The organism is Xanthomonas hawaiiensis, assembly GCF_031834635.1.
Classification (GTDB): Bacteria; Pseudomonadota; Gammaproteobacteria; order Xanthomonadales; family Xanthomonadaceae; genus Xanthomonas_A; species Xanthomonas_A sacchari.
Genome location: NZ_CP115873.1, coordinates 4589598 through 4609432 on the forward strand (window position 1 = coordinate 4589598; position 19835 = coordinate 4609432).

A 19835-nucleotide genomic window follows, 5' to 3' on the forward strand; every position below is an offset into this window, starting at 1 on the left:
GTCACGACTGTGGATTTCACGTGAATGAACCGGCGACCCATTCAGGCTGGGCCACCCCGATCAGTCCCGCATCAGCGTCGATTTGCCGAACAGGCTCTCCACCAGGTCCACCGCCAGTTCCGCGGTCAGGTTGCGGTGGTCCAGCACCGGATTCAGCTCCACGATGTCCAGCGAGGCCATGCGCCCGCTGTCGGCGATCATCTCCATCACCAGCTGCGCCTCGCGATAGTTGGGGCCGCCCGGCACGGTGGTGCCCACGCCGGGGGCAATGCTGGGGTCGAGGAAATCCACGTCGAAACTGACGTGCAGGTGGGTGTCGGCATCGAGTCCCTCCAGTGCCGCCTCCATGGTCCGTTTCATGCCCATCTCGTCGATGTAGCGCATGTCGTACACGTCGACGCGGTGCTGCTTGATCAGCCGCTTCTCCTCGGGATCGACCGAACGGATGCCGATCTGCCGCACCTGCTCCGGTCGCAGCGCCGGCGCGCTGCCGCCGAGTTCGGTCAGCGCCTGCGGGCCAAGCCCGCACAGGCAGGCCACCGGCATGCCGTGCACATTGCCCGATGGCGTGACCTCGCTGGTGTTGAAGTCCGAGTGCGCGTCCAGCCACAGCACGCGCAGCTTGCGGCCCTGCTCGCGGCAATGCCGCGCCACCGCGGTGATCGAGCCGATGCCCAGGCAATGGTCGCCGCCAAGCATGATCGGCATGCGGCCATCGCGCAGTTCCGCGTAGCTGGCCTCCATCAGCGCGCGGTTCCAGGCCACCACCTCGTCCAGATGGCGGTAACCGTCGACCGGCGCCTGCCAGGGATTGCGCGGGCCGTCGATGTTGCCGACGTCGCGCACTTCCACGCCGCGATTGGCCAGCGCCTCGTGCAGGCCGGCGATGCGCAGCGCCTCCGGCCCCATCCGCGCACCGCGATGGCCGGCACCGATGTCGGTGGGAACGCCGATCAGGGACACCGGCAGAAAGGACGACTTCATGCGCATACGCTCCAGCCAAAAAAGTGGCCCAGTCTAGCGGGACCGGCTTGTCACGACTCGCCGCGTCGCAGCAGGCGGCATGCACATTGCGCCGGCAAAGGCGTGCGGTTGGACGCCTACGGCGCTGGCTGGCTAAGCTGCTCCACCGTTTCTGGAGGCCGCCTTGGAAGAGCCCTTGATCGTGACCCTGGAGGCCGCGTTCGCCGGGTTCACGTTCCTTCCCTGGTTCGCGTGGGCCCACAACAGCCTCAACCCCACGCTGATCCTGCGCGCGGACCACGTGGAGTATCGCGTCCTGCGCACGCGCACACGTCCATACCGTGAGATCGCCAGGGTGGATTATCGGAAGGCGTGGGGAACCGAGAACGTCGTGCTGGAGTTCCAGGGAGCGAAGACGACCTTCATCGCGAACACCGGGTTGCTGCGGCGCGCCAGAGAGACCATCGCTTTGTTGCAGCAACAGGGTTGCCCGCTTTCCGCGCGCGCGCAGTCCTTGCTCACGCCGCGAAGCCCGTAGCGCAGCTCGCGACAGCACGCGGCGATCCAACTGCGCTTCGGTTGAGCGGCTGTTGCCTCGCGTGTGTGCTGCTGCGTGCTTGCCATCCGCCACGCAACCCAACCTGCTCGCGTAACGCGCAGTTGTTCCCTGCTCGAATGAAGGCTCGTAGAAACTCGCGACAGACAGCAAAAACCCGCTTTTTCAGCGGGTTGATGTCACACCGAGGGCATCTGCGGATGCCGGCGGATCGAAGATGGTGCCGCTTATCCGAATCGAACGGATGACCTACTGTTTACAAGACAGTTGCTCTACCGACTGAGCTAAAGCGGCAAGGTGCATGACGCCCGCGGGCGGACCCGGGGCAGTCTACCTGCTGGCGCGAGCATCGACACGTCTTGCGGCGAAGCGCTGAACACCGGCAGGCGCGGCATTCTAGCGCAGCGTCGCGCAGTCCACGTTGCGCTGGCGCGCAGCGCCGAGTTGGCGGCGCAGGGTCGCGGCCTGCGCCGCGGAGTCGGCGCGCAGGTCCAGCCACCAGCGCGACTGGCCGCTGCCGCCGCTGGGGATCAGGTCGGCGTTGAAGCCGGCACGGGCCAGTTCCGCGCGGCGGCGCTCGGCCCCTTCGCGGCTGCGGTACTGGCCCAGGGCGATGGCATTGCCGGCCTCGCCCTGGCGCAACGGGTAATAGTCGCGGATACCGGCGGCGACGATGCGCTCGGTGGCCTGCCTGAGGCCGTCCTCGCCGCCGATGGTCGGCAGGATCACGCGGAAGCTGGTGGCATCGCTGTCTGCCGCCTCGCGCAGGCGCGGGCGCGGCGCTCCCGCGGCCAGCGCGGCGACGGCCACCTGGGCGGCATCGCGATCCGGGTACGGCCCCACGCTCAGGCACACCGCCGCGTCGGCGGCGGGCTTCGCTGCAGGCTCGACCTGGGCCTGGGTTGGAGCGGGCGCAGGCGCGGCAGCGGGTGGCGTAGACACGGCGGCCTGTGCGGCGGTCGTGGGAGCCGCCGGTGCGTCAGCCTGCGCCGGAACCGATCCGGCCGCATCGGCGGCGACGGCGGTGTCGGCCTGCGCAGCGGCTGGCGCGGCGACAGGCGCGGCCGCCGGCGGAGGGGGGGCAGCGGCCGGTGCCGGCGCCTCGTTGACCAGTTGCAGCGTCGCCACCCCGGCCGGCACGGCCGGCATCGGCACCGGGGGCGGCATCGGCGGCTGCATCGCCCACCACACCGCGACGCCGAGGTTGAGGATGGTCAGGACGACGAGCAGGGCGCGAACGAGCATGGCCGGATTCTAGAGCGTGCGATGCAGCTTGGGAGAGACAGTGGGGTCTGCGTGGGAGATGGCGGCCTCTTCGCAACCTCCTCCTGCGCCACGCCGCACCGCATCGCGGCCGCCGGCGCCGGCCCGCTCAGGCGGCACCGGCCGCTGCATGCGCCTGCGCCCACAGCGCCAGCCCGTCCAGCACCAACGCAGGGCGCTGCTCGGCTGGCGGCAGTGCGTGCAACAGCGGTGGCACGCCGCCGCCATGCAGCAGCAGCCGTGGCCGTCGTCCCAGCACGGCCTCGCCCTGCTGCAGGCTGCGTTCGATCAGCGCCACCGCGGCACCGTCGCAGCCGGAGGCCAGCGCGTCGGCCGTGTCGGCGGCGAACTCGTGGTAATCGCCGCCCTCGGCCGGCAGCTGCGCCGCCTTCTGCTGCAGGGCCTGGCGCATCACCGTGGGCGATGGCGCGATGCGGCCGCCGTGGTGCAGACCGTCGCGATCGAGCAGGTCCACGGTCAGCGCCGTTCCCACTCCCACCACCAGCACGTCGCCGCCGCCATGCGCGGCGAGCAGGGCCAGGAACCGGTCCACGCCGAACGCCTGCGGCCGCGCGTAGGCGATGCGGACCCCGGCGCAGACGGCCTCGGTCCGCGCCACCTGCACCTGCGCGAAGCGACTGCGCAACGTCTCCAGCACGGTCGCGGTCAGGGCTGGCGCGGCGACGCTGGCGACATAGGCGATGTCGCCCTGCGGCAGGGCCGCCACCGCCGCCGCGTCCATGGCTTCGGCCCCATGCGGCCAGGCCTGCACCGTGCCCGCCTGGCCGTTCTGCAGCGCGGCGAACTTGAAGCGCGAGTTGCCCAGGTCGAACAGCCAGTCGCTCATGCCGCCCTCACGCTGACATCGCCCGCATGCACCGGCTGCTCGCCGTCGGCGAAGGCCACGCGCAGCGCGCCGTCCTCGGCCAATCCGAGGGCCTTACCTTCGCGCAGCTGGCCGCCCTCGTCGATGCGCACGGCGCGTCCGGCCAGCAGATCCAGCGCGGCGTAGCGCGGCAGGAACGGCGCCAGCCCTTCCACGTCGAACAACGCCAGCGCCGGCAGCAGGTGCGACAGCACCGCCGCGGCGATCGCGTTGCGCGACACCGGGCCATCGGCGAGCCGGGTCAGGTCGATCCACGGCTGGTCGATGTCCGCGGCCGTGGCCGCCGGCATCGCCACGTTCAAGCCCAGGCCGATCACCGCCCGCGCCGGCCCGGCGAACTCGCCGCCGCCTTCCACCAGCAGGCCGCCCAGCTTGCGCCCGTCGGCCAGCAGGTCGTTCGGCCACTTCAGCCCGACCGTGGCGAATCCGGCCGAACGCAGGGCTTCGGCCACCGCCACGCCGGCCGCCAGGCTCAGGCCGCCCAGCCGGCCCAGCCCGCCCTGGAAGCTGCGCGCCACCGACAGGTACAGGTGCGCGGCCAGCGGCGAGGCCCAGACCCGGCCACGGCGGCCGCGACCGCCGGTCTGGCGCTCGGCCAGCAGCACCTCGCTGCCCTGCGCCGGCGCCGGCCGCTGCAGCAGCGTGGTGTTGCTGGAGACCAGGCTCCAGGCGACCTCCAGGCCGGCCAGTTCGGTACGCGCCGGCGCAGTCAGCCCGGCCCGGATCGCCGCGGCGTCGAGCAGTTCCAGCGGCCGCGCCAGACCATAGCCCTCGCCGGCCCGGCCTTCGATCTCCACCCCGGCCGCGCGCAGCGCCTGAATGCGCTTCCACACCGCGGCCCGGGTCAGCCCGCAGGCACGCGCCAGGGCATCGCCGGACAGGGGGCCCTTGCTGAGCCTGGCCAACAGTTCGCGCTCGTCCAACGCCGGTTCCATCGCCTCGTTTCGCCCCCGGGGGCGCCGCGGCGCACCCTCGTAAACCGAAAAGTATGCGGCAATGCCCCCCGAGCGCCCAGGGCCGGTGCCCTGCAGCGGGTGAAAACCGCGTTAGAATCCGGGTTCACCGCCGCTCGCCCTGGATGCCGACGATGCGCCGTTCCCTGCCCTGCCTGCTCCTGTTGCTGCTGCCCCTCGCTGCCGCCCACGCGTCGAATGTGCTGGCGGAGAAGCCGCACACCGACTGCACCTACGGCGACGCGGCCGATGCCGACAGCACGCCGACGCGTGCGCCGGCGACACATGCGCCATCCTCCACCAAGCCGGCCTCGACCACCACCGGCGGCGGTAGCGACAGCGACCTGGTGCCGCGCATGCGCATGCCGAAGTGGCACAGCTTCCTGCCGGGGATGTTCCGCTGATCCCACGCTGGCTGCGCGGGCTGTGGTCCAAGCCTGCTGCCATCGATGACGCCACCTGGCAGGCCGTGCGCCGCGACTGCGCCTGGGTTGCCGCCCTGGATGCGCCGCGCGAACAGCGCCTGCGGGCGCTGGCCAGCGAGTTCCTGCACCGCAAGACCATCTCGCCACTGGGCGGCCTGCAGTTGGACGCCCGCCAGTGCGGCCTGCTTGCCGCGCTGTGCTGCCTGCCGCTGCTGGAGTACGGCGTCGGCGGCATGCGTGGCTGGTCGCAGTTGCTGGTGTACCCGGACGCGTTCCGCGTGCAGCGCAGCCATGTCGACGCGGCAGGCGTCCTGCACGAGTGGGAGGACGAACTGACCGGCGAGTCCTGGGACAGCGGCCCGTTGATCCTGTCGTGGGCCGACGTGCAGGCCGACCTGGACGATCCGCGTGCCGGCTACTGCGTGGCGGTGCACGAGATGGCGCACAAGCTCGACGTGCTCGACGGCGCCCTGGACGGTACGCCGCTGCTGCCGCGCGCCTGGCAACGGCAATGGGCCGACGATTTCCAGCGCAGCTACGACGCCTTCTGCACGCGCGTGGACCGCGGCCGCGCCAGCGAGATCGACGCCTACGCCGCCGAAGCGCCGGAAGAGTTCTTCGCCGTGGTCAGCGAATATCACTTCTCCGCGCCCCAGCGGCTGCAACGCGCGATGCCGGAGGTGGCGGCGCATCTGGCGCGGTTCTATGGGCCGTCGCCGTTCGCTGCCGGGTGAGGTCGGCACAAAGGCCCAGAGCGCTGTTTCTTCGCTGTCCAATCTTGCCAGGGTGGAGTCGGTCGCCATCGACGAGCACACCTTGTCGCTCTCCCCATCGCTCGCCCAAGGCGCTCGCCCCACACCCCAACCCTGAGCATGAAGACATCCGGCATCGACACCAAACGCATCCTGCTGATGACCGCACTGGGCGCCTGCCTGCTCGGCGCCGTGGTCGTCGCGCCGTCCCTGCGTCACGCCGTGGAGGAGCGACGTGCGCGTCTGGACGAGGCGCAGTCACAACGCGTCACCCACTACAGGCAACGCCTGACACCCTGCACGGACGAGTTGGCCCAGCGCAACACGGCGACGCTTGCCTTGACCGCGGATGACGTGCTCATCGAGATCAGCCCGACCTTTTCACCGACACAGGGCGTGATCGTCTCTGCGGACTCGGTCCGCGGCTATCAGGGCGTCTCCGCGTTCAACCTGCCGGCACCGCCGCCCGGGATACCCTATTCGACCAACCCCGATCCCTCGGAGATCGCGCTCACGCCACCGACGCCTCTCGGCCCCGCACTTGGGCGACGCGTGCTGCAGACGCTGAAGACGGAAATCGACCACGCCGACACACCACCGACCTTTGGATTCGACGGCGTGACCTATCTGCTGATCCACGGCGACCAGTGTGCGCGCGCATGGACACCGCAACCAGGCGCCCGTGCCTACACACTCGCGCTGCTCGCCGATGGACTCGGCGAACTGAGCCACCAGACCGGGGAAGAGGCCCGCGTCACCAAGACCAATATACGCAACCTGCTGATCGAACTCGACGCGGACCGCCTGCAACTCGAACGCTGACCACGCATCGCGCGCCGTCCCTGGGTAAGGCTGGACCGTGCATCACACCAACTTCAAATCCCGCGCATGCGCCTGCGGGAACACCTTCTGCAGTTGCGTCGGCGACAGGCCCCACATGCGGCCGAGCAGGCCGGCGAACATGTCGCGGTAGTTGGTCAGCACCGGGTAGTCGCGGTCCTGGAACAGCTTGTCCTTGCTCACCGCCACCTGCTCGCCGGCGATGCGGCCGCCGTTGACTCCGCCGCCCAGCACCCAGTACGTGGTGCCATGGCCGTGGTCGGTGCCCTTGTCGCCGTTCTCGCGGAAGGTGCGGCCGAACTCGGACAGCACCACCACCACCGTATTGCGCCACTCCGGTCCCAGCGCCTCGGCATAGGCCGACAGGCCCTCGGACAGGTTGGCCAGGTTGTTGGCCAGCGCGCCGTCGGTGCTGCCCTGGTTGACGTGCGTGTCCCAACCGCCGACGTCGACGAAACCGAGCCGGTAGCGCTCGCGCATCAGCGTGGCGATGCGGCGGGTTTCGTCGGCGAAGGTGCGCGCGCTGGCGGCACCGCGGTTGGCCTGCTGCATCTCGTCGCGCAAGGCCTGCGAGACCTGCTGGCGCAGCGCCAGGCCGTCGTGCGCGGCGCTGGCCAGCTGCGTGCCGTGGTACATGCCGGCGAGGATGTCGGCCTGGCGCTGGTCGAAGGCCGGGGTCGGATTGCGCTTGAGCGAGAGATTGGGAATGTCGCCGCCGCCCTGGAAGCTCAGCGGCAGCGAATCGGTGAAGGCGATCGACGGCGTGCCGGTGGCCACCTGCGACAGCCGCGCCAGGAAGCCGGTGCGGTAGTCGCTGCGCTGCCCGGCCGGCTGCCCGGCCTCGATGCTGTCCTGGGTCTCGAAGTGGCTGCGCGACAGGTCGTCGGTGCCGGCGAAGGGCACGAACGCCAGTTGCTTGTCGTTCCACAACGGCATCAGGGTGTCGCGCAGCCGTGGGTTCAGGCCCCACTGCGTGTCCAGCGCGATGGCGCTGTTGGGATTGGCCGGATCCGGCTTGGCGATCGCCAGACTCGGCCGCGAGGCGTAGTAGAAATCGCTCGCGTACGGCACCAGCAGGTTGTTGCAGTCGTAGCCGCCGCGCAGGAACACCACCAACAGGCGCGGCGACGGCGCCGGTGCGGCGAACAGACGCCCGGCGAACGGCAGGCTGGCCGCGGCGGCGGCGGATGCGAGCAGGAAGCGGCGACGGTGCATGACGGAACTCCGGGCGGCCAAAGCCGCAGTCAGCGGTAATTGAAGTCAGGGGACGCCAGCAGGTAGCCGTTCCACTCCTGCTGCGAGCGTGCCTGCGCCAGCGCCTGGCGTGTGGCGTCGCTCAGTTGCGGCTCGATCGCGTGGTAGTACAGCGGCGTGCTCAGTTGCGGGAAGCCGCCGCGCTGCTGCCCGTCGACGGTGAACAGCTGGGTGTTGCCGTTGCCGATCGCGCGCGCGATCTCGAAGCGCTGCGCCATCTGCCCGGAGCTGTTCCAGGCGCTGGACTGCAGCGACCAGCCATCGGGCGTGATCCGTCCGAAGCTCGGCTCGCCCATCTGGTTCAACCAGCCCAGCAGCGGCTGCGGATTGACGATGGTCTGGCCGTCGTAGGCCAGGCGCAGCGCCGAGACCAGGAAGCGGTACGGATCCTTGAACTTGTGCGGCGCGCCGGCGGCCATCTCCGGCGCGGTGAACATCACCTGCAGCACCGCCGCGATGTCACCATCGCTGCGCTGGAAGGTGCGCGCCATCTTCTCCATCAGCGCCGGCGGCGGATCGTCGGCGACGAAGTACTCGGCCAACTGCCGCGAGATGAAGTGCGCGCATGCCGGCTGGCGCACGATCAGTTGCACCGCGCGCTCGACCTCGTCGAAGCCGCCGCCGGCGATGCGCTGACCGAGCAAGGTCTTGTCGCCGGGTTCGTGCCGCGCCGGATTGAACTCGAACGCGCCGCGGCGCACATACTGCGCCTGCAGCGCCGGCGGCAGCTTCGGCGGCCCGTCGCGGTCGACCGGCGCGATGCCGACACCGGTCAGGATCAGTGCCAGTTGCTGCACGTCCTTCTGCGTATAACCGGCATCGACGCCGAGGGTATGCAGTTCCATCAACTCGCGCGCGTAGTTCTCGTTGACCTTGCCCTTGGCGTTCTGCGCGTTGTCCAGGTACTCCAGCATCGCCGGACTCTCCAGCGTCGCCATCACCAGGTCGGAGAACTTGCCCAGGGCATGCGGGCGGATCGCGTTGTCGGCGTAGTCGGCCACGGTCCAGTGCAGGCGGCCCTTGTCGGCGAACACGCTGAAATGGTTGAGCCAGAACCACACCATCTGCTCGCGCAACTGGTCGGGCGCATAGATCGCGCGCAGCAGCTGCGCCTGCCGCGCCTGGTTCAACAGCAGATCGCCGCGCTGCTGCGCGGCCTTCTTCGCCGCGACCTTGGCATCGCCGTCGGGCATCGCCTTGATCGCCTGCTGCGCGGCGGCCTGCTGCTTGAGCAGTTCCTGCACCGGCGTGTGCAGCGCCGCGTAGCCGTCCAGTTGCGCGCGCACCGGCGCCGGCAGGGCGGCATCGCCGGCGTCGGCCTGCAGCTGCTCGCGCAGGAAGCGCTTGCGGCCATCGCGCTCGAACTGCGCCACGCTGGCGCTGTCCAGGCCGATGGTCATCGACTGCAACCAGCGCGCGTCGTCGCGCTTGATCACCTTGTCGGTGGCGGCGATGGCGCCGACAGTGAACAGCACCAGCAGCGCCGACAGCAGCAGCCGCTGGGTGTTGCGCAACACACGCCGGCCGCGCACGCGCAGACGCGTTGCTGCAGGACGATGCCGGGGTTCGGACATGCGGGGCTCCTGGACGAAAAGCGGCGTGAAGACCGGCGCAGTATCGCCAGCTGGGCGCCGGTCGCGTTAAGCCACTGTCGGAAACCTCCCGGTCATTTGCACGGGATTCACCTGCTGCTGCGGTGCAGCGCTGCCGCTTGCGGGTGAGCCAGTGTGTCAGCCCTGCCGCAGCGTGGGATATGGGTCTCAACCGGCCGGAACTGTTCCTGCGCCTACAGCCCCGGCGGCAGGGTGACCAGGAAACGCGCCCCGCCCAGTTCCTCGGAGCGGCTCACCTGTAGTTCGCCGCGGTAGCCCTTGACCAAGTCCTGCACGATCGCCAGGCCGATGCCGTGGCCGTGCACGCGCTCGTCGCCACGCACGCCGCGCTGCAGGATGTGGGCGACCTCTTCCGGCGCGATGCCGGGACCGTCGTCCTCCACCGCGATGATCAGGCCGGCGCGGCGGCTGCCGGCGGCCGGCTCCGGCCGCACGCTCAACAGCACCCGCCGGCGCGCCCACTTGAACGCGTTCTCCAGCAGGTTGCCGAGCAGTTCCTGCAGGTCGCCAGGCTCGCCATGGAAGCGCGCGCTCGGCTCGATGTCGAACTCGCACAGCACGCCCTTGGCGGCATAGACCTTCTCCAGGCCACGCACGATCTCTTCGGCATTGGGCTCGATCGGCAACGGCGCGGCGAACAGCTTGTGGCCGCTGGAGGCGGCGCGTGCGAGTTGGTAGGACACCAGGTTGTTCATGCGCCGCAGCTGCACATCCAACTCTTCGCGCAGCTCCGGTCCCTGCGCGCCGCTGTCGAGCTGGGTGCGCAATACCGCCAGCGGGGTCTTCAGGCTGTGCGCCAGGTCGGCCAGGGTGTTGCGCTGGCGGTCCAGGTTCTCGCGCTCGCTCTCGATGAAGGCATTGATGCTGTCGGTCAGCGGCTCCAGTTCGCGCGGGTGGCGATCGCCCATGCGCATCGCTTCGCCGCGCTGCACCTTGGTCAGTTCGTTGATCACCCGGCGCAGCGGGCGCAGGCTCCATTGCAGGATGAAGGCCTGCAACACCAGCAGGATCAGGCCGGCGCCGCCGAGGTTGAACCACACCCGGCCGCGGAACACGCGCAATTGCGCGCCCAGCGCACGGGTGTCTTCCATGATGTAGATGGTGACCGGGGTTTCCTTGTCGCGACGCACGTAGGCCAGGCCGATGCCGTAGCGGTAGACCTCGCCCTGGCTACCGTCGATCTGGGTGATCGGCCAGGGACCGTCGAAGGTTTCCTGGCGCGGTTCGAGCATGCCACCCGTGGGCGGCAGCGGCCCCTCGCTGGACATCGAGACCCAACGTTCGTTGGGCAGCACGATCTGCGCGTACAGGCCGCTGCCCGGCCGGTCGAAGTGCGGGTCCGGCGGCGGCTTGTCATAGTTGATGTACAGCGAGCCGTCGCGCGCCACGTCGACGTTGTTGGCGTAGGCGGTGGCGTAGCTCTTCAGGCGCTCGCGCAGGTTGCTCAGCGCGGTGTCGGCGAAGGCTTGGTCCAGCGCATAACCGGCCGCAGCCAGGAACGCCACCAGGCTCAGGCTGGCGGCCAGCAGTTGCCTCGCCTGCAGGGAGCGGGGGCGCCAGCGCTTGTACCACCTGGGTCGTGCCGCCACGCGGTCGCTTCCTCGGTGTGCTCGCCGGCGCCTGCGATCAGCCTTCGGTGCGCGGAATCGCGAACCGGTAGCCGCGGCCGCGCACGGTCTCGATCGGCTTCAACTCGCCGTCCGGGTCCAGCTTCTTGCGCAGGCGGCCGATGAAGACTTCGAGCACGTTGGAGTCGCGGTCGAAATCCTGCTGGTAGATGTGCTCGGTCAGGTCGGCCTTGGAGACCAGTTCGCCGGCATGCATCATCAGGTACTCGAGCACCTTGTACTCGTAGCTGGTCAGGTCGACGTTGCTGCCGCTGACGCTGACGGTCTGCGCCGCCAGGTCCAGCGCGACCGGACCGCATTCCAGGGTCGGCTTGCTCCAGCCGGCGGCGCGGCGCAGCAGTGCATTGACGCGCGCCAGCAGCTCTTCGACGTGGAACGGCTTGACCAGGTAGTCGTCGGCGCCCTGCTTGAGGCCTTCGACCTTGTCCTGCCAGCTGGAACGCGCGGTGAGGATCAGCACCGGGAACTTCTTGCCTTCGTCGCGCAGCGCCTTGATCAGCTCCATGCCCGACATCTTCGGCAGGCCGAGATCGATGATGCCCACGTCGAAGGGCACTTCGCGGCCCATGTACAGGCCTTCCTCGCCGTCCTGCGCCGCATCCACCGCAAAACCTTCGCGCTTCAGGCGAGCGGCCAGGGTCTCTCGCAGCGGAGCTTCGTCTTCGACCAGAAGGATACGCATAACTCTCCCTAGTAACTTACAGGTGGCCGGTGGCCGGGGCGGTGTGTGGAACCTGAACCGAACTATCCGGACTCACGGGTGATCGTCGCGTGGTGGCTCGGGAGGCTCGCCCGACCGCGGCGCCCGCGGCGGTGCCGCACGGCCAGGTTGCGGATCGTCCATGTAGCGTACCCGCCCACGGCCATCCATGTACTTGACGCGGTTGATGTCGCGGCCATCGAACGGCACGCGCTCGGCGCCGAGGATCTGCCCGCCGGTGGAACGCTGCACCCGGCGCACCGCGTCGGACAGCGAACTGCCGCCATAGTCGCGGTTGCGCCCCGCATCGCGCTCCGGCGGCGCCATCACGCCCGGCATGGGCGGCTGCTGCGCACGGCCGTGGCCAGCCGCGACCGACGCCAGCGCGAGCGCGAACACAGCGGCAAAGCGGTAGTGGCGGGAAGCGGAAGAAGTCACGACGGGCATCCTAACGGACTGATCGGAAACGTTCAAAACTTGTGAAGCGCGACACCTCTCGGGAAGGAAGACGACCTCGAGAAATCGAGGCAAATTCTTGATTTTTCGGGGTGAATCCGGTCTGAACTTTTCCGGGCGCCATGGGCGACATTCAGTCAAATGAACCTGTCGAGGACCGATGCAAGGGTCGCGCCAGCGGTCTGGAGACGCCCTCGGCAGGTGTTTCACAGCGTCTCCCGGCAGGCAGAGACTAGTCGCCAGACCCTGAACAGACTCCCTGAACAAGCGACGGAAAAGTGGGATACGGGTCGGTCGCCGGTCAGGGCGCCATGCCGTCGGAGGCGGCGCGCGGAGGCGATGCCGGCCCGCCGCCACGCAACAGGGGCGGTCCGAATACGCCCCCAGGATCGGTCAGGCCGCCGCGCGCGCCGCCCCGTCGGTGACCGCCAGCGCCCTCTCCAGCAGCGCCCAGTCGGCCCCGGGGCGGTGCGCCCCTTCGCTGAGCACCTGGCGGAAGGCGCGGCCGCCGGGCTGGCCATGGAACAGGCCGAGCAGGTGGCGGGTGATGTGCTTGAGCGCCAGGCCCTCGGCCAGGCGCGCCTCGACGTAGGGACGCAGCGCGCGCAGCAACTCGGCGCGCGGGCGCAGCGCGGCGCCGGTCAGGGCCGCGTCCAGCCGGTGCAGGACATACGGGTCGTGGTAGGCGGCGCGACCCAGCATGACCCCGTCCACCGCCTGCAACTGCGCCTGCGCCGCCTCCACCGCGGCCAGGCCGCCGTTGAGCACCACCTGCAACTGCGGCCGCTCGCGCTTGAGCCGATGCGCCCAGTCGTAGCGCAGCGGCGGCACCTCGCGGTTCTCCTTCGGCGACAGGCCCTGCAGCCAGGCATTGCGCGCGTGCACCACGAACAGCCCGCAGCCGGCGGCGGCGACCTGGTCGACGAAGGCCAGGAACACCGCGTAGTCGTCGTCCTGGTCCACGCCCAGCCGGCACTTCACCGTCACCGGGATGTCGACAGCCTCGACCATCGCCGCCACGCACTCGGCGACCAGTGCCGGCTCGCGCATCAGGCAGGCACCGAAGCGCCCGGCCTGCACCCGGTCGGACGGACAACCGCAATTGAGGTTGATCTCGTCGTAGCCCCAGTCCTGGCCGATCCGCGCCGCCTGCGCCAGCAGCGCCGGCTCGCTGCCGCCGAGCTGCAGCGCCACGGGGTGCTCGGACGCATCGAAATCCAGCAATCGCGCGCGATCGCCCAGCACCACCGCATTGGCATGCACCATCTCGGTGTACAGCCGCGCCGACGGCGCCAGCAGCCGGTGGAACACCCGGCAATGCCGGTCGGTCCAGTCCATCATGGGGGCGACGGACAGGCGAATTTCGTGAATGTTCGGCGTAAGCATGCGAAGTAGGCTAGCGGCGTGTTCACGGCCGGCGCATCGGTGACAGGGGCCATTATCCCGCAACGCGGCGGCGGTGGCGTCAGATCGGGCGAACGGTCGCTCGCAGCCAGCCCGCGACATCCTGAAGCCGGGCACCGATCTTGTGGTTGAAGGTCCGCTCGACCTCCCATGAGACGCCCTTGCCCTGGGCGAACGCTGCGCGATACTTCTTGATCATGTTCGCAGGATCCTGCGCCAACTCCTGCATCAACTGTGGGACGCTCCAGACCGACAGGTCGACATGTAGCCCGAGCGCGCGCTCCAGAATGCCCGGCAGTTCGCCGTAACGAGTCGTGTCGCCGCTGGTGTGGACACTTTCACACTCGTGCTTGGCGCATTGGCGGCGCATGCCATGGCAGCAGCCGCGGAGCGCGCCACCGCCGACAGGGACCCGCGCCCGCCGGCGCGGGTCGGAGTGCCTCAGCCGATCTGACCCAGGTTGTTGATGCCGAACTGCGGCACGATCAGGTTGGGGATTTCGACGATGTTGTTGGCGGGAATGCCCGACGCGCCGATGGTGCCGATCGAGGCCAGATATCCGGGATCGGACGCCCCCGGATGGGCGAAGATCACCAGCACGCTGGCCGGCGGCGGCCCACCAAGGCTGGCCAGCGCGGCGGCCACATCGGCTGCGGAAACGTGGCCTGCATTGGAATGGTTGACCCAGGCCGCAGGCGCGGCATTCGGGTCGGTGGAGACGTAGATGACCGCGGCGCATGTGATCAGGCCGAAGGCGCGGGTGATGCCGGGCACCGGGCCGATGGCCTGGGCCGCCGATGCGTTGACGCCCAGGTCGTTGCCGGCCCCGGCCAGATAGGGCAAGGGACCGGCCACGACGCCGTTCTGCACGTCAGTGACGAAGCGGCTGATGTTCACTGGATGACCGAAGGTGCCGTTGTGGTTGTAGATGGGCATGACGATGTCCTTGGCTGGATGGGAGTGGAATCGGCGCTGACGCACTACGCCGCCACGCCACGCCGCGGCGCAATCAGGCGTATCCGTATTTGCCGATGCCGGTGATCAGGAACGCCGGCGCACCCGTGATGTGAAACGCACCGCGGCACATCGCACGGGCGCTTGACCCGTCGCCGCATCCGGCCTATCGTGCGCTCGCCGAAGGTATCCATCGCTTCATTCGGATGAAGGGATGGATTTAAACGGGAATCCGGTGACGGCCGGCGCCGCAAGCGCCTGCCCATTCCGGAGCTGCCCCGCAGCGGTGAATGGAAACGACCTCCGTCAATGGCACTGGGCCGGCGCATGCCGGCCTGGGAAGCGACGGACAGTAGGTGCGCAGCCGGCACGGTGCGCGTGTCCATCAGCCCGAATACCGGCCCCGGCCGGAGGACCGTACGTCCTCCGATTCGACCTGGCGCCTCCGCGGGGAGGCGGCCGGACCGCGACCCGGCCTTGCGCCGCGCCGCGTCGTCCGCCTGCCCGCGCGGTACCGGTTCGCCCGCGGGGGCGAAGGTCGCTGGCGTGGCGGGCGGTCCGTGCGAACGGGACGCGCGGCGCGCGGTTCCTTCGTTCCTCAATGCCCTTGAACGCAATGAGGAAACGCAACATGACGATCGTGACCAACCTGGGCTTCCCGCGCATCGGTGCGCGGCGCGAGCTCAAGCAGGCGCTGGAACGCTACTGGCGCCGCGACATCGACGGCGCGCAACTGCAGGACACCGCACGCGACCTGCGCCTGCGCCACTGGCAGCTGCAACGCGAGGCCGGGGTGGACGTGCCGCCCAGCAACGACTTCAGCCTGTACGACGCGATGCTCGACACCGCGTTCCTGTTCGATGCGATCCCGCAACGCTACCGCGCGCTGGCCGATGCCGATCCGCTGGCCGGCTACTTCGCGATGGCGCGCGGCACGCAGGAGCACGGCCTGGACCTGCATGCGCTGGAAATGACCAAGTGGTTCGACACCAACTACCACTACCTGGTGCCGGAGCTGGCGCGGCGCCAGCACTTCCGCCTGCGCGGCGACAAGCCGGTGGTGGAGTTCCTGGAAGCCAAGGCGCAGGGCATCCAGACCCGGCCGGTGCTGATCGGGCCGGTGACCTTCCTGGCGCTGTCCAAGACCGTGGATGGCAGCGACCGCTGGGCGCTGCTGGACAGCCTGCTGCCGGTGTACGCCGAACTGCTGCAGCGCCTGCATGCGGCCGGCGCCGGCTGGGTGCAGCTCGACGAGCCGGCACTGGTGCTGGACCTGGACGACGCCGCACGCGCCGCTTATCGACGTGCCTATGATTTCCTTTCGCAGGCGACGCGGCCGAAACTGCTGCTGACCAGCTATTTCGGCGAGTTGGGCGACAACCTCGACCTGGCGATGGCGCTGCCGGTGGACGGCATCCACGTGGACCTGGTGCGCGGCGTGGCGCAACTGGACGCGGTGCTGCAGGCCTTGCCGGCCGGACGCGTACTCTCCGCCGGCCTGGTCAACGGCCGCAACGTGTGGCGCACGCCGCTGGACAACGCGCTGACCCTGGCCCGCTACGCCGCCGGCCATGTCGGCCGCGAGCGGCTGTGGCTGGCGCCCTCGTGCTCGCTGCTGCACGTGCCGGTGGATCTGCAGCAGGAAACCAGGCTGGACCGCGAACTGGTCGGCTGGCTGGCCTTCGCCAGGCAGAAGCTGCAGGAGCTGCGCACCCTGGCCGATGCGCTGGACGACCAGCCGCAGGCGCAGGCCGCGCTGGACGCGGCGCGCGATGCGCTGGCCAGCCGTCGCGCCTCCGCGCGCGTGCATCGCGCCGAAGTGGCGCGGCGGGTGGACGCGCTGACCGACGACGCCGGCCGCCGGCAGTCGCCGTATGCGAAGCGCCGCCAGGCACAGCAGGCGGCGTTGCGGCTGCCGCTGTATCCGACCACCACCATCGGCTCGTTCCCGCAGACCGAGCAGGTGCGGCAAGCACGTGCGCAGCACAAGGCCGGCAAGCTCGACGATGCCGCGTACGACGCGTTCCTGGCCGCGGAGACCGAACGCTGCGTGCGTGCGCAGGAGCAACTGGGTCTGGACGTGCTGGTGCACGGCGAGTTCGAACGCAACGACATGGTCGAATACTTCGGCGAGCAGCTCGATGGCTTCGCCTTCACCCGGCACGGCTGGGTGCAGAGCTACGGCTCGCGTTGCGTCAAGCCGCCGATCATCTACGGCGACGTGCAGCGCCCGGCACCAATGACGCTGCGCTGGACCACCTACGCGCAGTCGCTGACCGAGCGGCCGATGAAGGGCATGCTGACCGGGCCGGTGACGGTGCTGCAGTGGTCGTTCGTGCGCGACGACCAGGAGCGCGCGCAGACCTGCCGGCAGATCGCGCTGGCGCTGCGCGACGAGGTACGCGACCTGGAGACGGCCGGCATCGGCGTGATCCAGATCGACGAGCCGGCGATCCGCGAAGGCCTGCCGCTGCGCCGCGCCGACTGGCAGGCGTACCTGGACTGGGCGGTGCAATGCTTCCGCATCGCTGCGGCCGGGGTGCGCGATGCCACGCAGATCCACACCCACATGTGCTACTCGGAGTTCAACGACATCATCGAGGCGGTGGCGGCGATGGACGCGGACGTGATCTCGATCGAGACCTCGCGCTCGCGCATGGAACTGCTCGATGCGTTCGTTCGCTTCCGTTACCCGAACGCGATCGGGCCGGGCGTGTACGACATCCACTCGCCGCGCGTGCCGAGCACGCAGGAGATGGTGGAGTTGCTGGAGAAGGCGCGTGATGTGCTGGATCCGCAGCAACTGTGGGTCAATCCGGATTGCGGGCTGAAGACCCGCGGCTGGGCGGAAACCCGCAACGCGCTGCAGGCGATGGTGGCGGCGGCGCAGCAGTTGCGCAGTCGGCACGCGCAGGCGGCCTGACCTGGCGATGCCCGGCGCCAGGTGCGCCGGGCATCGCGATGGTTGCAGCATGTCCGGCATCCCAGTTCGGCGTGCATTGCTGCATTGCGTCTTTGTCCGGCAATGTGCGCTGGCTATAACCACAGGCGAACGCGTGGCGAGGGGGCGCTGCGTCCTCGCCGACGCGCTGCCGGCGGCGCAGTGCGCCGCGAGATCCGGTAGATGCGTCTGCTTCTCAGCACCGCCAGGGAGAGCGCGTCATGCCGAAGCTGTCGAACCTGTCCGCCGTCTGCGTCCTGTGTCTCGTCGTCCCCGCCGCCGCACTGCACGCGGCCGAACTGATTCCTAAACAATTGGCCGGACCGCCCGAGGAGTTCGCGCAGATGCGCGCACCCGCCCCGGCGGAAGCGGCGATCCTGTCCAAGAGCGCGTTGCTGCCGGTGGAATTCTCCGCCGCGCGCAGCGGCGGCCCCGCGCAATGGCAGACCACCCTGCCGGTGGAGAACGGCAAGCTGCGTTTCGTGGTGCTGTCCGGCGACCACGATTGGCAGCCGCGCCTGAGCGCACCGGCCACGGCCAGCGCGCGCATGGGCACCGCTGCCGCCACGCCGATGCTCGCCCCCAGCGCCAAGGCCACCCAACTGGGCGCCGGCGGCGCCGCGCTGCCGGCCCGCGAGTACCACGTGGACAGCGCCGCCAATGGCGACTGGACCCTGACCCTGCAGGCCGATGGCAGCAATACGGCGCAGCGCGGCTATGTGCTGATGGAAGGCGATCCGCGCACGCAACTGGCGTCCTACCCCAGCGACCGCGCGCAACTGCAGCGCGGCCAGCGCATCGGCCTGACCGCCCTGCTCGGCGGCATCGATGCGCAGGGCGGCGTGTCGCTGGCGCGCAGCGCCGGCAGCGGCCGCATCGACACCGCGCAGCTGCGGGTGATCGCACCGGACGGCTCCGTCAGCCAGTGGCCGATGGCCGACGACGGCCGCCACGGCGACGGCGCCGCGGGCGACGGCGTGTATGCCGGCGACTTCCCGGCGACCGCCACCGGTACCTACATCGCGCAGGTGGTGGTCCATGGCCACGACGCCGGCGGCCAGGCCTTCGTGCGCACCAGCGAGCACGTGCTGCCGGTGTTGGACACCACCTTGCGCATCACCGCCGATGCCGTCGCCGCCAGCGCCCAGCCCGGCACCCGGCTGACCCTGCCTATCCCGGTGCGCATCGGTGGCGGCCAGGCGCCGGCGCACTATCGCGTGCTCGGCGAACTGTGGGGCACCGGCCGCGACGGCAGTGCGGTGCCGGTGGCCTGGCTCGGCGGCATGCTCGCGCCGCAGGACGAACGCCTGCCGCTGAGCGTGGACGAGCGCTGGATCGCCCGCGCCGGCGCGCGTGCGCCGTTCACCCTGCGCAACCTGCGCGTGGAGGACCCGGACAACTTCGTGCCGCTGGCCACGCGCGCGACACTGCCGCTGACCCTGCCGGCGTTGCGCCGCAGCAGCGTGGCGCGCAGCACCGGCGCGATCGACGAGAGCATGCGCATGGGCGAGCGCCCGGCGCAGTTGAGCGCCGCCACCACCGACATGCAGGCGCAGGCCACCGGCAAGCGCCTGGTACTGGTGCACGGCTACTGCTCGGGCGGGGTGTGGCCGGTGGCGCAGTTCACCAACGCCTCCGCGTTCCTGGACGTCAACCAGAACCGCAGCAACGACCAGTTCGCGCAGCGCCTGGCGCAGTTCGGCAGCCAGTGGAACTCGTTCGGCACGGTGGCGCACAGCCAGGGCGGCATGGCCGCGCTGCATCTGTACGTGTACTACTGGAGCGGGCTGGACAACGCCAGCGGCGGGCGGGTGATGCAGTCGGTGGGAACCCCGTACCAGGGCACCAACCTGGCCGGCATCCTGGCCACGGTGGGCTCGTGGTTCGGCGTGGGCTGCGGCACCAACAACGACCTGACCTATGACGGCGCCAAGGCCTGGCTGGCCGGCATCCCCAACTCGGCGCGGGCGCTGGTGAACTACTACACCACCTCCTTCGCCAAGACCAACTGGTACACCAACGACTACTGCAATGCGGCCTCGGACCTGGTGCTGAGCGACCCGGAAGACGGCACGGTGGAGCAGGTCAACGGCCAGCTGCCCGGCGGCGTCAATCGCGGGCATACCACCGGCGAGTGCCACACCACCGGCATGCGCGATCCGGCGCAGTACCTGGACGCCAGCCGCAACGCGACGATGAACGCCAACGCGGCGCGTTGAGGGCTGGGAATGGGGAATCGGGAATGGG

General features: G+C 69.8%; 18 protein-coding genes, 1 tRNA gene and 1 riboswitch. Of the genes, 6 read left to right on the top strand and 13 right to left on the bottom strand.

Annotation, left to right across the window (positions count from 1 at the left end):
• Positions 1-60 precede the first annotated feature (60 nt).
• Positions 61-984 (bottom strand): arginase, encoded by a 924-nt coding sequence (rocF, locus tag PG878_RS19630; RefSeq protein WP_209030182.1) that lies wholly within the window; start codon positions 982-984, stop codon positions 61-63.
• Between the two features lie 181 nt (positions 985-1165).
• Between rocF and PG878_RS19635 the strand changes: the two genes are divergently transcribed.
• The gene (locus tag PG878_RS19635; RefSeq protein WP_311186054.1) at positions 1166-1501 is read left to right on the top strand and encodes a hypothetical protein; all 336 of its coding nucleotides are present in this window, start codon (positions 1166-1168) and stop codon (positions 1499-1501) included.
• A gap of 236 nt (positions 1502-1737) precedes the next feature.
• On the opposite strand, the gene PG878_RS19640 is transcribed toward PG878_RS19635, so the two are convergent.
• The 4 genes from PG878_RS19640 to birA all read right to left on the bottom strand — a co-directional run bounded on the left by PG878_RS19640 (position 1738) and on the right by birA (position 4603).
• Positions 1738-1813, bottom strand: a tRNA-Thr gene (locus tag PG878_RS19640).
• Positions 1814-1915: 102 nt separating this feature from the next.
• Positions 1916-2764, bottom strand: coding sequence for an SPOR domain-containing protein (locus PG878_RS19645; protein WP_209030180.1), 849 nt, complete (start codon positions 2762-2764; stop codon positions 1916-1918).
• Between the two features lie 127 nt (positions 2765-2891).
• The gene (locus PG878_RS19650; protein ID WP_209030179.1) at positions 2892-3629 is read right to left on the bottom strand and encodes a type III pantothenate kinase; all 738 of its coding nucleotides are present in this window, start codon (positions 3627-3629) and stop codon (positions 2892-2894) included.
• Positions 3626-4603, bottom strand: a complete 978-nt coding sequence (birA, locus tag PG878_RS19655) for a bifunctional biotin--[acetyl-CoA-carboxylase] ligase/biotin operon repressor BirA (RefSeq protein ID WP_209030178.1) — start codon at positions 4601-4603, stop codon at positions 3626-3628. Before birA ends, PG878_RS19650 begins: the two co-directional genes overlap by 4 nt.
• A gap of 143 nt (positions 4604-4746) precedes the next feature.
• Between birA and PG878_RS19660 the strand changes: the two genes are divergently transcribed.
• From PG878_RS19660 to PG878_RS19670, 3 genes are all read left to right on the top strand, one after another.
• Complete coding sequence (locus PG878_RS19660) at positions 4747-5025, top strand: hypothetical protein (protein WP_160958149.1); 279 nt, start codon at positions 4747-4749, stop codon at positions 5023-5025.
• Positions 4992-5780, top strand: coding sequence for a M90 family metallopeptidase (locus PG878_RS19665; protein WP_209030177.1), 789 nt, complete (start codon positions 4992-4994; stop codon positions 5778-5780). Before PG878_RS19660 ends, PG878_RS19665 begins: the two co-directional genes overlap by 34 nt.
• A gap of 138 nt (positions 5781-5918) precedes the next feature.
• Positions 5919-6620, top strand: a complete 702-nt coding sequence (locus PG878_RS19670) for a hypothetical protein (protein ID WP_209030176.1) — start codon at positions 5919-5921, stop codon at positions 6618-6620.
• 42 nt (positions 6621-6662) lie between these two features.
• On the opposite strand, the gene PG878_RS19675 is transcribed toward PG878_RS19670, so the two are convergent.
• The 8 genes from PG878_RS19675 to PG878_RS19710 all read right to left on the bottom strand — a co-directional run bounded on the left by PG878_RS19675 (position 6663) and on the right by PG878_RS19710 (position 14629).
• Positions 6663-7853, bottom strand: coding sequence for a DUF1501 domain-containing protein (locus tag PG878_RS19675; RefSeq protein WP_209030175.1), 1191 nt, complete (start codon positions 7851-7853; stop codon positions 6663-6665).
• A 29-nt stretch (positions 7854-7882) separates the two neighbouring features.
• On the bottom strand, positions 7883-9466 hold the full coding sequence (locus PG878_RS19680; protein ID WP_244672497.1) for a DUF1800 domain-containing protein: 1584 nt from the start codon (positions 9464-9466) through the stop codon (positions 7883-7885).
• A 212-nt stretch (positions 9467-9678) separates the two neighbouring features.
• Positions 9679-11049, bottom strand: coding sequence for an ATP-binding protein (locus PG878_RS19685; RefSeq protein ID WP_029561833.1), 1371 nt, complete (start codon positions 11047-11049; stop codon positions 9679-9681).
• Between the two features lie 82 nt (positions 11050-11131).
• Entirely contained in the window at positions 11132-11815 is a 684-nt protein-coding gene (locus PG878_RS19690; protein ID WP_003469280.1) for a response regulator transcription factor, read from the bottom strand.
• A 72-nt stretch (positions 11816-11887) separates the two neighbouring features.
• Positions 11888-12271: a hypothetical protein gene (locus PG878_RS19695; RefSeq protein ID WP_039726258.1), complete on the bottom strand. Its 384-nt coding sequence runs from the start codon at positions 12269-12271 to the stop codon at positions 11888-11890.
• 411 nt (positions 12272-12682) lie between these two features.
• The gene (gene dusA / locus PG878_RS19700; protein ID WP_209030174.1) at positions 12683-13675 is read right to left on the bottom strand and encodes a tRNA dihydrouridine(20/20a) synthase DusA; all 993 of its coding nucleotides are present in this window, start codon (positions 13673-13675) and stop codon (positions 12683-12685) included.
• A 79-nt stretch (positions 13676-13754) separates the two neighbouring features.
• Positions 13755-14063, bottom strand: a complete 309-nt coding sequence (locus tag PG878_RS19705) for a hypothetical protein (protein ID WP_209030173.1) — start codon at positions 14061-14063, stop codon at positions 13755-13757.
• 71 nt (positions 14064-14134) lie between these two features.
• On the bottom strand, positions 14135-14629 hold the full coding sequence (locus PG878_RS19710; RefSeq protein ID WP_209030172.1) for a hypothetical protein: 495 nt from the start codon (positions 14627-14629) through the stop codon (positions 14135-14137).
• A 184-nt stretch (positions 14630-14813) separates the two neighbouring features.
• Positions 14814-15067, top strand: a riboswitch (cobalamin riboswitch).
• Positions 15068-15278: 211 nt separating this feature from the next.
• Here PG878_RS19710 and metE point away from each other — a divergent pair.
• Positions 15279-17570: a 5-methyltetrahydropteroyltriglutamate--homocysteine S-methyltransferase gene (gene metE / locus PG878_RS19715; protein ID WP_209030171.1), complete on the top strand. Its 2292-nt coding sequence runs from the start codon at positions 15279-15281 to the stop codon at positions 17568-17570.
• 239 nt (positions 17571-17809) lie between these two features.
• The gene (locus tag PG878_RS19720; protein WP_209030170.1) at positions 17810-19807 is read left to right on the top strand and encodes a choice-of-anchor X domain-containing protein; all 1998 of its coding nucleotides are present in this window, start codon (positions 17810-17812) and stop codon (positions 19805-19807) included.
• The last annotated feature ends 28 nt before the right edge of the window (positions 19808-19835 follow it).